The sequence below is a fragment of the Acinetobacter sp. GW821-FHT01C12 genome (genome assembly GCF_059422625.1).
The window spans coordinates 1,135,960-1,151,420 of sequence record NZ_JBWKXD010000001.1 but is presented as its reverse complement, the minus strand read 5'-3'; the positions used below and the strand labels follow the sequence as shown (position 1 = coordinate 1,151,420).

Annotated in this window: 13 protein-coding genes; 7 read left to right on the top strand and 6 right to left on the bottom strand. The window is 37.3% G+C overall.

The window, feature by feature from the left end; translation table 11 throughout:
- Window positions 1–8: 8 nt before the first annotated feature.
- Together trhP and arsC are read right to left on the bottom strand one after the other, a co-directional pair.
- Window positions 9–1,409, bottom strand: coding sequence for a prephenate-dependent tRNA uridine(34) hydroxylase TrhP (gene trhP, locus AC07WY_RS05480; protein WP_262085576.1), 1,401 nt, complete (start codon window positions 1,407–1,409; stop codon window positions 9–11).
- Between the two features lie 165 nt (window positions 1,410–1,574).
- The gene (gene arsC, locus AC07WY_RS05475; RefSeq protein ID WP_262085577.1) at window positions 1,575–2,003 is read right to left on the bottom strand and encodes an arsenate reductase (glutaredoxin); all 429 of its coding nucleotides are present in this window, start codon (window positions 2,001–2,003) and stop codon (window positions 1,575–1,577) included.
- Window positions 2,004–2,101: 98 nt separating this feature from the next.
- Here arsC and AC07WY_RS05470 point away from each other — a divergent pair, with 98 nt between their 5' ends.
- Together AC07WY_RS05470 and arsB are read left to right on the top strand one after the other, a co-directional pair.
- Entirely contained in the window at window positions 2,102–2,425 is a 324-nt protein-coding gene (locus AC07WY_RS05470; RefSeq protein WP_151801968.1) for an ArsR/SmtB family transcription factor, read from the top strand.
- 6 nt (window positions 2,426–2,431) lie between these two features.
- Window positions 2,432–3,508 (top strand): ACR3 family arsenite efflux transporter, encoded by a 1,077-nt coding sequence (gene arsB, locus AC07WY_RS05465; RefSeq protein ID WP_494735898.1) that lies wholly within the window; start codon window positions 2,432–2,434, stop codon window positions 3,506–3,508.
- Window positions 3,509–3,950: 442 nt separating this feature from the next.
- Here arsB and AC07WY_RS05460 read toward each other — a convergent pair whose 3' ends face one another.
- Window positions 3,951–4,355 (bottom strand): Cd(II)/Pb(II)-responsive transcriptional regulator, encoded by a 405-nt coding sequence (locus AC07WY_RS05460; RefSeq protein ID WP_494735897.1) that lies wholly within the window; start codon window positions 4,353–4,355, stop codon window positions 3,951–3,953.
- A 172-nt stretch (window positions 4,356–4,527) separates the two neighbouring features.
- On the opposite strand from AC07WY_RS05460, the gene AC07WY_RS05455 reads away from it, so the two are divergent.
- Window positions 4,528–5,163 (top strand): cation efflux transmembrane domain-containing protein, encoded by a 636-nt coding sequence (locus tag AC07WY_RS05455; protein ID WP_096733672.1) that lies wholly within the window; start codon window positions 4,528–4,530, stop codon window positions 5,161–5,163.
- A 72-nt stretch (window positions 5,164–5,235) separates the two neighbouring features.
- Here the strand turns inward: AC07WY_RS05455 and AC07WY_RS05450 are convergent, their stop codons facing one another.
- Complete coding sequence (locus AC07WY_RS05450; protein WP_262085581.1) at window positions 5,236–6,084, bottom strand: hypothetical protein; 849 nt, start codon at window positions 6,082–6,084, stop codon at window positions 5,236–5,238.
- A 261-nt stretch (window positions 6,085–6,345) separates the two neighbouring features.
- Between AC07WY_RS05450 and AC07WY_RS05445 the strand changes: the two genes are divergently transcribed.
- Window positions 6,346–6,927 carry a TetR/AcrR family transcriptional regulator gene (locus tag AC07WY_RS05445; protein WP_262085582.1) on the top strand — a complete coding sequence of 194 codons (582 nt, stop codon included), beginning with the start codon at window positions 6,346–6,348 and terminating at the stop codon, window positions 6,925–6,927.
- Between the two features lie 616 nt (window positions 6,928–7,543).
- Here AC07WY_RS05445 and AC07WY_RS05440 read toward each other — a convergent pair.
- Complete coding sequence (locus tag AC07WY_RS05440; protein ID WP_494735896.1) at window positions 7,544–8,272, bottom strand: hypothetical protein; 729 nt, start codon at window positions 8,270–8,272, stop codon at window positions 7,544–7,546.
- Between the two features lie 357 nt (window positions 8,273–8,629).
- Window positions 8,630–9,331 (bottom strand): YidX family protein, encoded by a 702-nt coding sequence (locus tag AC07WY_RS05435; RefSeq protein WP_494735895.1) that lies wholly within the window; start codon window positions 9,329–9,331, stop codon window positions 8,630–8,632.
- Between the two features lie 307 nt (window positions 9,332–9,638).
- Between AC07WY_RS05435 and AC07WY_RS05430 the strand changes: the two genes are divergently transcribed.
- The 3 genes from AC07WY_RS05430 (at window position 9,639) to AC07WY_RS05420 (ending at window position 15,431) form a co-directional block, all read left to right on the top strand.
- Window positions 9,639–10,283, top strand: a complete 645-nt coding sequence (locus AC07WY_RS05430) for an RluA family pseudouridine synthase (protein WP_004820305.1) — start codon at window positions 9,639–9,641, stop codon at window positions 10,281–10,283.
- Window positions 10,284–10,422: 139 nt separating this feature from the next.
- Window positions 10,423–13,260, top strand: a complete 2,838-nt coding sequence (gene rapA, locus AC07WY_RS05425; RefSeq protein ID WP_262085585.1) for an RNA polymerase-associated protein RapA — start codon at window positions 10,423–10,425, stop codon at window positions 13,258–13,260.
- Between the two features lie 476 nt (window positions 13,261–13,736).
- On the top strand, window positions 13,737–15,431 hold the full coding sequence (locus AC07WY_RS05420) for an AMP-binding protein (RefSeq protein ID WP_494735894.1): 1,695 nt from the start codon (window positions 13,737–13,739) through the stop codon (window positions 15,429–15,431).
- The last annotated feature ends 30 nt before the right edge of the window (window positions 15,432–15,461 follow it).

Here is a 15,461-nt window from a genome sequence, read left to right as displayed (position 1 = left end):
TCGATATCCTAAACTGCTTGGTAAGCCAATGATGATGCTGAAATATCAGCAGTCGAATTTGGTAAGTTTCTAATTAATAAGGCATATTGCATATCAATATCGGCAGGAATTGGAATTTCTACAATATATCCTGAGCCTTTTGCATCTATGATCGGTTGTCTGTTTTTATCTAAAATTTCATGAAGAATAAATGTGATGTTGCCAGATGTGGTCATGAGTTCCATAGAGTCACCCACAACAAAACGATTTTTCACCTCAATCTTGATGTAATCATCGTTGCGTTCAAGCACTTCACCAACAAATTGCTGATGGTCAAACTGAGAGGATCCCGATGCATAGTTTTGATATTCAGCATGGACATGACGGCGTAAGAAACCTTCGGTATAACCTCGATTGGCTAAACCTTCGAGTTGTGACATTAACGCCCGATCAAACGGTTTTCCTTGTAGCGCATCATCAATCGCTTTGCGATAAATTTGTGCTGTTCTGGCGCAATAAAAGTAAGATTTGGTGCGTCCTTCGATTTTTAAGGAATGAATGCCCATCTTGGTTAAACGGTCTACGTGCTGAACTGCACGTAAGTCTTTAGAGTTCATAAAGTAAGTGCCATGTTGGTCTTCTTCAGCAGCAAACATGTCTTCTTTATGACGTTGTAATAAAACCGGTTCGCCAAATTGATGTTGTTGTATGGCGTGTTGCTCGTCGGCATCTTTATTGTTGCAACAGTCTGATGCTGTCTCCAGTTGTTGGACTGGAATGACATCCCCAGATGCATCTTCTGTTGCTTCGTGAATATTGTATTCCCAGCGACATGCATTGGTGCAAGCGCCTTGATTAGCATCACGTTTATTCATATAGCCTGAAAGTAAGCAACGACCGGAATAAGCCATACAGAGTGCACCGTGTACGAAAACTTCGATTTCCATATCGGGTACATTCTGTTTAATTTCTTCAATTTCCTCGATAGATAACTCACGTGACAAAATGACACGGGTGAGTCCCATATTTTTCCAAAATTTTACGGTTGCCCAATTGACCGCATTTGCCTGTACAGACAGATGGATGGATATTTGTGGGAAGTTTTCTCGAACCAGCATGATCAAGCCAGGATCTGACATGATCAGTGCATCAGGTTGCATGGCGACCACAGGTTCAAGATCACGAATAAAATTTTTTAATTTAGCATTATGCGGTTGAATATTTACCACCACATAAAATTTTTTGCCTAAGGCATGCGCTTCTGCAATCCCTATTTTTAAATGATCATGATCAAACTCATTATTACGAACTCGCAAGCTATAGCGAGGTTGACCTGCATATACCGCATCGGCACCGTAAGCAAATGCATAACGCATATTCTTCAATGATCCAGCTGGTGATAGGAGTTCAGTAATGTGTGAGATGCTCATATAAATTTAAAAGGCATACTAAAAATATGGTTTTATTGTAAGGGTTTGAAAATAAGATTCAACCTAGTAAAACACTCAGGATTAATTGAGCTGATTTTTGTTAAAATATTTAATATTCAATATCTTATGTTTAATTAATCGGGTTTTTTGAAAAACCCTAAAAAATTATTTAAGCCTTTTTAATTGCTGATCGATAATAATTTCACCATCTTCTTTACTAAAAGCAGCACGTTGTGGCGCAGATAAGAGATCTAAAACCAATTCAGAGGGCCGACATAAACGTACACCCAATTCAGTCACCACAAAAGGGCGGTTGATTAAAATCGGGTATTGCAACATGAAATTAAGCAATTGATCGTCAGTCCATTCTGTTTGATCTAGTTTTAAGGTTTTATAAACATCAACATTTTTACGTATTGCATCTCGTACCGACAAAGTAGATTGCTGAATCAACTCGATGAGTTGTGCCTTGCTTGGTGGGTACTGTAAATACTCGATCACTTCAGGTTCGATACCTGCATTTCGAATGAGTGCAAGGGTATTGCGTGAAGTCCCACAGGCAGGATTATGATAAATCTTAATTTGAGATGACATCGATCGACTCTCTGTTAAAAAGCAATATTGCATTTATATATGGATATGCGTATATTCGCAATAGTGAATATGCTAAACCATAAAATTGAGTAATTGCGATGGATCAACCCGATTTCTTTAAGTGCTTATCTGACCCAACTCGTTTGGATATTTTAAAAATTGTGTTGGCACAAGGTAACGTTTGTGTTTGTGAAATCACCGAAGCCTTAAATTTAAGCCAGCCAAAGATTTCTAGACACTTGGCCTTGTTGAGGAATTTGTCCATTTTACTTGATCAACGCAAAGGCCAATGGGTGTATTACCGTTTAAATCCTGAATTACCAGAATGGGCCAATGCAGTATTAAACATAATTGCAGCGCAAACTGCGAATTCAGTTATGGGTGGTTCAGACTTGATCCAAATCAACAGCTGTTGTGAGTAAGCTGTTATGAACTCAAATCAGCCAACTTCGCGGCTTTCTTTTCTAGATCGCAATTTAACTTTATGGATCTTTATTGCGATGGGATTGGGGATCTGCATCAGCGTATATTTCCCACAGGTAGCAGTGGCTTTAAATCGTTTAAGCCTTGAGTCAGTCAATATACCCATTGCGATAGGTTTAATTTTGATGATGTATCCGCCACTTGCCAAAGTGGATTATGCGACCTTAGCTGTAGTCTTCAAAGACAAACGAACGTTAACTTTGTCTTTGCTACAAAACTGGTTAATCGCGCCGTGCCTGATGTTTGCTTTAGCGATCGTGTTTTTACATGCTTATCCTGAATATATGACGGGTTTAATTCTTATTGGTTTAACACGTTGTATTGCGATGGTATTGGTATGGAATAACTTAGCAGGTGGTGACAATCAATATGTCGCAGCTTTGGTTGCTTTTAATAGTATTTTCCAAATTGTCTTTTTTAGTACTTATGCTTGGTTGTTTTTAACAGTTCTACCACCGTATTTTGGTGTGGCAGGAAAAGTTATTGATGTTAGCTTTTGGACGATTACACATGCGGTTTTAATCTATTTAGGTATCCCATTTTTATTGGGCTTTCTAAGTCGGATCATTCTGGTTAAACGCAAAGGATTAGACTGGTATCAACAAATGTTTATCGCTAAAGTCAGTCCGCTGAGTTTACTGGCATTGTTATTTACCATTGTGGCGATGTTTAGTTTAAAAGGGGCGGATGTAATTAGACTACCATTCGATGTATTGCGAATTGCCATCCCATTAACTCTGTATTTTGTGGTGATGTTTTTCCTGAGCTTTTTTATGAGCAAGTGGATGGGCAATGATTATCCTAAAACTACGGCGATTTCTTTTACCGCGGCAGGAAATAATTTTGAATTGGCACTTGCTGTCGCGATTGCAACATTTGGATTGGCTTCACCTGTCGCATTTACCACGATTATTGGTCCTTTGGTTGAAGTCCCTGTATTGATTGCGTTGGTCAGTGTTTCGCTATGGCTGCGCAAAACTATTTTTAAATCAGCGCATGGGCTCAATCAGCAGAGGGAATAGCCGAAAGACCTATTCAACACAATGTATAGTCAATCTGTCAAAAAACTTAGGTACAAGAATATAATTTTTATTAATAAATATTTTTAGTTAAATCAATTGCATTGGGTGATTTTTTAGCTTGTAAAGCTTGCAATGACGCACCTTATATTCAAAGTTTAAATACCTTTGCGTAGGCGATTGCCTCCCTTTTTAGAGATAAAAAGGGACAAAAATCTTACGTTTAACAGGGCTCTTGCGCTGCAAACAAAGCAGTGCTTTATTTTTGCTCATATACCCCCGCTCAATGGCGACATCCATGTCGCCATGCGATAGCTACACCTTGTATGATTTAAAAGGACAAAAAACGAGTTGATAACTAATGGTTGTTTAAAGTTCATGCAAAAATATACGCTTCATTTGTGACCAATGACTTGTATGAATAAATAGATGGTTTGACTATAAGTTATTCCGATCCTTCAAGTTTTTTGACAATCTGACAATGATCAATGGTGGTGTTCGAGGAGCAGGATTGACGTAATTCATGCAGTTGTGATTTAAAATGTTGTAATTCATATATTCGAGTTTCTACATGTCGAATATGTTCTTCAATCAATTGGTCAATGATTTTACAGCCTTGTTCAGGATGTTGTAGATGCTCTAAAAGTTGAGTAATTTCATGTAAGGTCATATCTAATGCGCGGCAACGTTTAATAAAAATAAGCCGCTTTAATGTTTCATCATCATAATATTTATAATTATTATCTGCACGATAACTGGATCTGATCAGATTTTTTTTCTCATAAAACCGCACAGTATCCGTCGACAGCTGAGTTTTTTTAGCGAGATCACTAATTAAGTATTGATGCATGGTTTATTTTCCTGAATCAACTTGACCTTGGACTAACTCCATAGTTTTAAATAGCAGTATAGCTGAATTTTTCATCATTATTGAAGCATGTGCTGATTTTCTGTAAAGCACCAACTTGACTGAAAAAAAATAAGCAGAGAAGCCCATTTATATTGAATCAAGGAGAAGTGTCATGGCGTGTACATGTAGTCATGAACCTGCACCACAGAAACCGAATAGCAAGTTTAGAACGGCTTTGTGGATTGCACTGTTTATTAACCTTGCCATGTTCTTTGTTGAATTGATTGGTGGGGCATATGCACATTCTTCTGCACTTTGGGCCGATTCTCTGGATTTCTTTGGTGATTCCATCAATTATGCCGTTTCTTTAGCGGTATTAGGCGCAACGCTGTATTGGCGAGCGACTGTTGCCTTGTTTAAAGGGGCAATCATGGCAATTTTTGGTTTTGTCGTGATCGGTAAAACGATCTATGCCTATACGAAAGGGATTCCGCCAGAAGCGATTACCATGGGAGCGATTGGTATACTGGCTTTAATCGCCAATGTGATTTCAGCCCTTGTGCTTTATGCTTTTAGAGATGGCGACTCCAATATGCAGTCTGTTTGGCTGTGTAGTCGTAATGATGCGATTGGAAATGTCGCCGTAATCTTTGCAGCTATTGGGGTTTTTGGTACAGGAAGCATGTTGCCAGATATTATTGTGGCCGTGATTATGGCGACTTTAGGCTTAACTGGCGGTTATCAGGTGATGAAGAAAGCACTACAAGAACGTAAACAAAATATGCCGACTCAACACGTCTTACAATGACCCTCAACTACTCCACAATAAAGTATTTTTGATCTCAGCAATGGGATCAAAAAAACATCATGAAGTAAGCGTTTAAATTTCAGTTATACGCGTTGACATTTTGCTCCAGAAATTATTCCAGAGTGCTAAATACTCAGACTGGACTTGGTCCAAATACTGTTGGTCGTTTTGATCATAACATTGTATCAGTAGGGTCCAAATGTCATCTTGATGGTTGTCATCATTGGCAAGGGTCGCGTCATTTTGATCAGCCAGCCCATGACAAGCATAATAACCTTCAATAAATTTACTGTTGTAAATCGACATGTTGTTACGGAGTGCTTCACTAAACTTTATGACTTGCAGCTCTGTACAAGCCAAAATGAGCAATAATTCTGTATAAGAATTGATATGTTGGTGAATAAATTGGGCTAATGCAAAAGCTTCTATTTCAGTCTGTTGCTGATCCAATGGATCTAATTCCAACTGCTGCATCAATTTTAAAAAATAAACCAGATGTGATTTGGATGCAGCGCTTTTTTCGAGTTGGTGTGTATTGAAACCCAGTTCATCAATTAAGTTTAGCGACAGTAAATAGCGTGCATATATTTTAGCTGCAATCCTATTTTCTGGATGAATATTATGGTTTTTTTCGAGGCTAACGGCTTGATAAATTACCATGCTAAGTGCATCTGTAAAATTTTTAACAATCGCCGTAAAATAATTAATATGAATAAATTTAAGTTGTTCAAGCGTCAGCTGGCTTTGATTCAACTGGACTAATATTGGGTGCTTAAATAAAACATGACAGTGTGTTTGTCGCTTTAAATTTGCGATAGCTTGAGTATTTTGCTGCCATAATTCAGGTTGCAAGGAATTTTGAATGAAATGCAGCAACTCGAAACGAGTATGTTCAGATTGCGTGAAAGATAATATGCTCATATGCTGCATTAAAATTTTAATTTTGCCGTTTTTATAATAGTAAAAAACAATTTGTTTTGCTAGTATTTATGCAGGTTTAATATTTTATATTTCATATACTTGCCTTTGTAGCCTTGATGTTTTTTTATAAAAACTCAGTATTCATATGAATTTAAGATATAATTCTTAGCATACACTTGAAGTAATTCGTATTTATGTGCTGTTCTTATAAGCTAATGCTTTAATTTTAATCTTAAATTTTTGTACATCAGGTAAAAACAAATGTCAAAAAAAGAGGACATCATTAATACAGCGTTGAATCTCTTTAATACATATAGTTATAATTCTATCGGTATAGACCGAATTATTAGTGAGTCTGGCGTTGCAAAAATGACTTTTTATAAATATTTTCCATCTAAAGCCAAATTGATTGAAGAATGTTTGGTCACGAGAAATCTCAATTTGCAAGAATCATTAGATGCTGCAATCGCTAAATGTGATCCACAAGATTATTTATCTCATATTAAAGCCATCTTCACATGGTACAACGCATGGTTTCATAGTGAAGATTTTAATGGTTGTATGTTCCAAAAAGCCGTAGAAGAAATTTCAAAAGTTTATCCGTCATCACTCCAACCTGCAACTGACTATAAAGAGTGGTTAAAAGGGCATTTGAGTAATGCGTTGCGTCATTTAGGTGTTAAACAAGATATTCAACTTGCTTCTTTCTTGTCGAGTCTTCTTGACGGAATGACGATTCAGGCGCAAATAGATCCTCAGCAAGTGTGTTTAGATGATTATTGGAGACGGGTAGAAACCCTGATTCAGATAGAATTGGCTTTAGCTCAACCGAGTTCAGTTTAACCTTTAAGTTTGTTGAATAATCGCAGATTGCAAGCGTAATCAATATTTGCGCTTGTTGATCTATTTAATTTTTCCTTAAAACTTGAAAATAAAAAAGCGCGATCACTTGAAGTGAATCGCGCTTTGCTGATAAGTTTTTTATATACCTGATGATTTATTGTCATAACAATAAATCATCAGGTAAAGAGATGCTTGAAGCATCTTCTTATATTTATTCTTATACCCTCTGAATGCACATGTCATTCGTTTTTTTCAGCAAATTATACAGACTTGTCTGTTTAGTTGGATTATAAAGATTTTGTTGCTTTTTACAACAGAATCTTTGTGAATTTGTTTGTTTTTTTATCAAACGGCTTAAAAGTTAAAAAAAATATCTAATTTTTGGTACTTTGCGTTTAATTTTATGAGTGCTGATCTATTTTAAAAGCCAGTTCTTGACCTTGTTGATTAGGCTAGCAGACTTCTATTTATCTTTAAATGGCAGTAAATTGTTATATGCCAAGCATGTGGTCAAGGATTTGAAAATTGAAATGAATAATTGTAAATAAATATTAGAAATAAAAAGTAAAAGACCATGAAAAGTGCCTATGCTGTTTGGAATATTAATATTTAAGCATTAGTGATTCATTCTTCGGGCTAAAATTCTAGGATCATTACTATTGAGGATTTGTTCAATTTTGCCATTAGGGCGCTGAACAATCGTTTGATCATGTGTGTAGACTTTGCCATTGTGAGTAACCGCATTTTGATCATTGGGCGGGGTAAATAACCATGTTTCATTTTGTGTTAAAGGATGAACCAATAAATTGAATTCAGTATTTGTTGGATATTGGATATCACCTAAGGTTAATTTTTCTGTCAGTGTGCCATTTTCAATCCCGATGAGTTGTTTATTTTGATCCAAATAGACGTTTGCCCATTGTAGGGAAACAGCTTTGTATTGGGTGAGAGGATTGTGAATCCGCCAGTAATCTGTAGAAACAAAGTTGTCTGGATATTTTTGATATTTAGAACGTTCAATATCTGCCTGTGCCACAAGCGTAATATTTGCTAGCTGCATATCTTGAGCAAGATTACAGTGTTCTAAACCAATGATGTTGCCAGCATCATCTAAATAGACTTGAATATAGCTCATCAGCTGACAATTCCAACCTTCGATCGTATCCTCGCCTGTCCCCATTAAGGTGGTGGAACGATCATCAAAAAGTTCCAAATCAATACCACGAGGAATTTTCATGCTGTTAATTTGCAGCTTTCCAAATAATACGGGTTGGGGAAATTTGGCTTGTCTCAATGAGGTCAATTGATCAGGTTCAAATAATTCAAGTTCAGTCCCTTGTGGCATTTGAATGCCTAAAATTTTCTCAGGCGAACTTAATGTTTTATGTATGGAGTGATGCTCTTTTTCAATCTCATTTTTTGTATATAGAACAAGGAAATAAAGTGCCAAGCTCAAAAAAACGCAGAGTACACTACAGACAAATAAAGACTGAATAAAAATATTGCCATGCCTAAGGGTATTTCTGAATTTCGAGCTAAATATTAATCCAATCGTAAATAGACTAAAAATAATGCTCCCAAAGCCAGCGACAAAGAAAATCCAAAGATAGTTAAAAGAAAGTGGAATCATGCTATTGGGAATCGTATTTTTATATTTGCTAAGTTTCAGGATATTGTATGCAATATCCTGAATTATTTTCAATCAATCAAAAATCTTATGAAGCGCTTGGAATGGTAAAGTCACTACATCAAAAGTGACAGCAAAAGGGAATAACACCAGTTTATCTGCAGTTTTACTGCCAGCATTTGAGTAATCTTTTACCTCTTGAGTGGTATAGATACTGACTTGATAGGGTTTACTCAGTGCTTTTAGTGATGAAATATTAGAAGCAGAAGGGTAAACCAGACCAGATAAGGCAATGTTAAAACAGAAACGTTGCGCTTTTAGACGTTGATCACTTGAGGTGGTACATTCTTCTGCACCATTTTCAATAAAGAATACACGATCTTGTTTAGTGACATCTTCAGAAAGTTTGACATATTTGAGTGGTAGGGTTCCTGAAAAATGCCCATCATTTTTTTCTGAATTGAAAGTCAGCGCTTTATCAATTTGAATAAATTTTGGATCAAGTCCTGTGATCACTTTGACAAATCGGGCACCACCACTGGTGATGACATAACTATTTTTTTGTCCTGCAATGACAATGCTGTCAGAAGGTAGTGCAGAAATTGCTTGTGATGGTTTGCCAAATGCTAAAACCGTATCATTGACCAATACAGTTTGAACATTACGGGTACGGACACCGTTGTCTTTCTTTAAAAGGGTTGAAGTTGCACAGCCGGTCATGGCAAATACGGAAATAATACAAATGGACAATGTAGATTTATAATTTAATTTATTCATATTTTGCTCATTTAATCTTAAGGTATTGTTTATACCATTAAAAAAATAGGGTGTTAAGTTTTTAGCCTACCAAAAAATAGACAATAATTTATTTTTTCAATGAATTAATCCAATTTCTCCACAATTGATTGGCAAAATGTATCTAAAGTTTTTGATTGCTTTGTAAATTACCAATGAATTTAAAGCAATTGTACGATTTATTATTCTTTCTTTAGAATAATCGAATAAATCAGATAATTTTGATTGTAATTTCATTCCAAGATTCTTAGAATTGCCTGCTTGTTTGCGTGATCATTGGAACTGAACTTTGAGTAATTTTCTAACCGAACACCTGATCCATCGTGATGATGATTTTATGGTGATCCATAAGCCAGCAGGTATACTCACAGTTCCAGGAAAAACAGCAGATTTACAAGATTGTGTTATCAACAGATTATTAAAAATCGAGCCTAAGACTTTACTCATTCATCGTTTAGATCGTGATACCTCTGGGATTTTGGTATTTGGACTGAGTAAATGGGGACAAAAAAGTATTTCTAGACAGTTTCAAGAACGTCAAACCTCTAAAACCTATCAAGCTGTTGTTGCTGGAACTTTACATGGTGAAGGCACAGTTGATGTTCCTGTGATTTATGATCCAGAACATCCACCCTTACATATTGCTGATCCAGAACATAACAAGCCTGCATTAACACATTGGAAAGCAATCCAACATTTTCAAATTCAAGGACAGGCTGTAACCCGTGTTGAGTTAACCCCAATTACAGGACGGTCACATCAGTTACGCGTGCATATGCAATATTTAGGACATCCTATTATTGGTGATACTTTATATGCAACTGTAGAACAACAGCAGCTTATGCCGCGACTTTGTCTACATGCACAACAACTGAGTTTTCATCATCCTAAAACAGAGGAGCTTGTACAATTTGATTGTCCAGTTCCATTTTAGTTTAGATTTTTAAGTTGAAATTAAGTCGCTCAAAATTTAATGAGCTTTATGTCAAAAAGTATTGCGTAATGGGTATAAACTTTGTTCAAATATTCTCCTGATTTGAGCAACCGTGTTTTAGCCCTAACATGAGATAAAGGTGGAAAAATTGCAACAATTTGCTATAGGTCAACGTTGGTTATCGGACACAGAAACTGAGTTAGGTTTAGGTGTATTGATTGACGTCGATGAACGTTCAATCAGTATTCTTTTTCCAAAAAGTGACGAAACTCGTGTCTATGCACGTAATAATGCCCCATTATCTCGTATTGTTTTTAATATCAATGATGAAGTCCAAGACCAAGAAGGCATCAAGTGGATTGTCGAGTCTTTAGACGATCGCAGTGGTGTGATTCGTTACAATGTTATTCGTACATTGGATAGTGGTGAACAAGAGAAGAAAGCGTTAAACGAAACGCGTATTGGCGCACAAATTCAATTGTCAAAGCCTTTAGAACGTTTATTGGCAAGCCAAATTGACTATAAAGAATGGTATGACTTACGTATTGAAGCGATGCAAATGCAAGCCAATATGCAAACGTCACCATTACGTGGTTTGGTTGGCGCGCGTGTAGGTTTGATTCCACACCAGTTGTATATTGCCCATGAAGTGGGTAAACGATTTGCCCCTCGTGTATTACTTGCAGATGAAGTCGGTTTAGGTAAAACAATCGAAGCGGGACTCATCATCCATCAACAACTCAAAACGGGTCGTTCTGAGCGAATTCTGATTCTTGTGCCAGATTCATTACAATATCAATGGATGATTGAAATGCGTCGTCGTTTCAATTTGAATTTCTCATTGTTTGATCTGACTCGTACAGCTTCAATCAAAGAGCATGATCCTGAACTCAATCCATTCCTGACTGAACAATGTATCATTGCTTCAGTAGATTTAATGATTGACCATGATGATTTACGTGAGCAAGCCATAGACGCTGGTTTTGATCTGTTAGTGGTCGATGAAGCGCATCATTTGATGTGGAGTGAAGAGGAAGGCGGTAATGACCGTTATGATCTGGTTGAAGAGCTTGCTGAAAAAACTGAAGGTGTGCTGCTTTTAACGGCAACGCCTGAACAGTTAGGCGTAGAAAGTCATTTTGCCCGTTTACGTTTACTTGATCCGCAACGTTTTAGTTCGCTTGATCGTTTCCTTGATGAAGAAGAGCAATATCATCACACTGCTAAAATTGCTGAAGTGTTGATGTCAGATTTGCCACTTGAAGCAGAACATTTGGCAGCGGTTGAAAAATTATTAGGTCATCCGATTGAAGATCAGCCTGAACATCGTTTCCGTGCAATTCATGAACTTTTAGACCGTCATGGCACTGGTCGTATCTTGTTCCGTAATACCCGTGAAGCAATTCAAGGTTTCCCTGGACGTGATTGCCAACCAGCACCATTGCCAGCACCAGAAAACTGGTCTAAAGATGGAAAATTACGCGAACAAATGTGGCCAGAAGAGCTGCAACTTGATGGCGCATGGATGGAAACAGACCCACGTGTCATGTGGTTGATGGAACGATTACGTTCTGATTTAAAACATAAAAAAGTACTGCTGATTGCACGTAGTGGTCCAGTTGTTGAAGCACTTGAAAATGCTTTACGCATCCACGCGGGTATCCGCACCGCAATGTTCCATGAAGGCATGAGCTTATTGGAACGTGACCAAGCAGCGGCTTATTTTGCTGAAGACTCTTATGGTGCACAGATTTTACTGTGTTCTGAAATTGGTTCAGAAGGGCGTAATTTCCAGTTTGCTTCTGATCTTGTGTTGTTTGATTTGCCAGCAAATCCAGATGTACTTGAACAGCGTATTGGTCGTTTAGACCGTATTGGTCAGGAAAATCGTATTCAGATTCATGTGCCTTATCTTGTCGGTACAGCGCAAGAGCGTATGTTCCGTTGGTACAATGAAGCGCTAAATATTTTCAGTAATATTTCGCCTACAGCACAAACCTTACAAGAAAACTTTATTGTCGATTTAAAAGATTGCTTATTGGATGATAAAGGCCAAGCCTTTGAAGAGCTTCTTGAAGCGGTCAATGTGCAGCGTCAAGCACTTGAAGTTGAATTGCAAGATGGTCGTGACCGTTTATTGGAATACAATTCATGTCGTCCGATCGTGGCACAAGAAATTGTTACTGCGCTTGAAGACTATGATGACAATACTTTGTTGCCAATGTTTATGAAGCGGTTTATGGCATCGACTAACATTGACTTTGATGAGCAAAGCAATGGAACGGTGATTATTAAACCCACCGATCAAATGCAAGTGCAAGGCTTGGATATCGACGAAGAGGGCATGACTGCAACCTTCTATCGTGATCAAGCACAGATCCGTGAAGACGCGCAATATTTAACACTTGAACATCCGTTTACTGAAAGTGTGATGGAAATTATCCGTACTCAATCTTTTGGTAGTACCAATGTTGCGATTCTAAAAACCAATGCACTTAAACAAGGCACGATTTTGTTGGAAGTTTGGTTTAAAGTGGATGTGGTTGCACCTAAGGCATTAAATTTACCTTCAAGTTTGCCGACACAATTGATTCGAGTGTTATTGACTGAAACGGGTCAGGATATTACTGCCAAGCTTGATCCGGAAATTATTAAGCCGTATTTGCATCATTTAGATAGCAATAGCTGTCGTCAAGTGGTGAAAGCACGTCGTGAAGTGATTGAAGAACGCTATGCACAAGCTTTAGATATTGCTAAAGGTGTTTTACCGCAGTTAAAAGAGCAAGCTAAAGAAATTTATGGTAGCAAATGGCAATATGAAATTGATCGTTTAAGTTACTTAAAGCAATTTAATCCAAGTATTCGTGCAGATGAAATTGAACGTTTACAGAAATTCCAGAAAGAAGGTTTAAGCCTATTGGAAGGTGTTTCTGTAACGCCAGAGGCGATTCAGGTATTGGTCGTGGTTAAACCTTAATTTAGTGCAATTTTATCTAGATTCTAAAAGCTCCTTCGGGAGCTTTTTTGATGTATACGTTATGCATATTTAAATAATCAATTATTGGGTTGTTTTTATTTATTTGATTTTAAATGTAAAAGTTATACCCATTTATAAAAATTAATTCCTATTATTGCACCATTTATATGGTCATATCTTGTATGAGGGGCTATAGACCATGCATCAATGTCACCACACGATAGAAACGCCATGTATCATTGGATGAGATCTACTTTACAACAATAATCAATGAAGGATTTACAGGGAGTTTGTTGTATACATCGCAACCGTTTTTATGCTATTAAAATAGTGTACTTTGATCTCGATTTGTTCCTTAGAGATAAAGTTTACCCACCCATGTAATTTGATCATTCAGTATTGTGTATCCAAATAGACAAGTTCGAAAGCAACCGTCTATAGCCAAGATAAAAACTTAAAATAATGGAAGAAATGATATGGAAAACAAGGATTTTGTTGAGTTTCATGATACCCATGTGCACTATCTACTTCATTGGGAAAAGCAATTACCGCAAAAAGATGTGTTTGTACAACCATTGGCCAATGGCAATGTGGTGCATTACACATGGTCGGAAGTTGCACAACAAGTTCGCAGTATGGCGAGTTATTTACAGTCTTTAAACTTGCCTGAAAAGAGTGCGATCGCAATTTATGGTAAAAATAGTGCGCATTGGCTTATGGCAGATTTAGCGATCTGGATGTCAGGTCATATATCAGTCCCGCTCTACCCAACACTCAATGCGGAAGGTGCGGCTTATGTACTCAACCACAGTGAAGCCAAACTCTTATTTATTGGAAAATTGGATGGTAAAGCGGATAGCTGGAATGAGGTAAAAACAATCATTCCACAAGATTTAGCTTGCGTGCGTTTGGCATTATCACCTGAATTCGATGCACCGCAATGGAATGATATTGTGCAATCTGTTGCGCCACTAGAAAACCTGGTATTACCCAATAAAAATGATTTAGCGACCATCGTTTATACGTCTGGTAGTACTGGTGTACCTAAAGGGGTTATGCAAAGTTTTGCGACGCTTTTATCCGGCGCTCGTGAACTCAGATTGACTTATCAAGTGACAACATCTGATCGGGCCTTATCTTATTTACCACTTGCACATGTTGCTGAGCGTATTTTTATTCAATCTTCATTGATGGTGTGCGGTTTTACCGTGTATTTTGCAAATTCAATTGAAACCTTTGTCGAAGATTTGAATCGTGCCAAACCTACATTATTCTTTTCAGTGCCACGCTTATGGACCAAGTTCTATTTGGGGGTTAATGAAAAAATACCGCTCCATATACAAAAGGTTTTATTTAAAATACCGGTGTTGGGTAAGTTGGTTAAAAAGAAATTACTCACTAAACTCGGGCTAAATCATGTCCGTTATGCATTTACTGCTGCGGCACCGTTACCTACAGATATTATTTTATGGTACCGAAATTTAGGTTTAGAGTTACTTGAAGTCTATGGTATGACTGAAAATTGTGGTTATTCGCATGTGACACGTGTGGGGCAGTTTGCCAGTGGTTATGTGGGGCATGCCCAACCTAAAGTGGAGTGTAAAATTGATGAAAATGGTGAAATTTTGGTAAAAAGCCCAGGAACAATGTTGGGCTATTATAAAAATCCAGAAAAAACCGCAGAAGATATGACCGAAGATGGATTTTTACGTACTGGGGATTTGGGCGAGATCGATGCAGAAGGGCGTTTAAAAATTACGGGTCGAATTAAAGATATTTTTAAAACAAGCAAAGGCAAATACATCATGCCAGTTCCGACTGAGCAAAAAATCGGAAATCAGGCCTTAATTGAATCTGTATGTATTGGTGGTTCAAGCCAACCACAACCAATTGCCTTTATTATGTTGGCTGAAGATATTCGTAACAGTCTGAAGCAGAACCCTAAGCGAGATGAAATTGAAAACACCTTGAAAGCATTAAGAGTGAAGATCAATGAAGAACTTGAGCCCCATGCAAAAATCAGCTTCTTTGTCGTAGTCAATGAAGCATGGACCATGGAAAATGATTTACTTACCCCAACAATGAAAATTAAACGTAATAAAATTGAAAGTCGCTATGAGCCATTTTTAGATGCTTGGGCACAACAGAAACGAGAAGTGGTCTGGGAATAAAAGTTTTTAACAGTATTCGTATTATTAGCA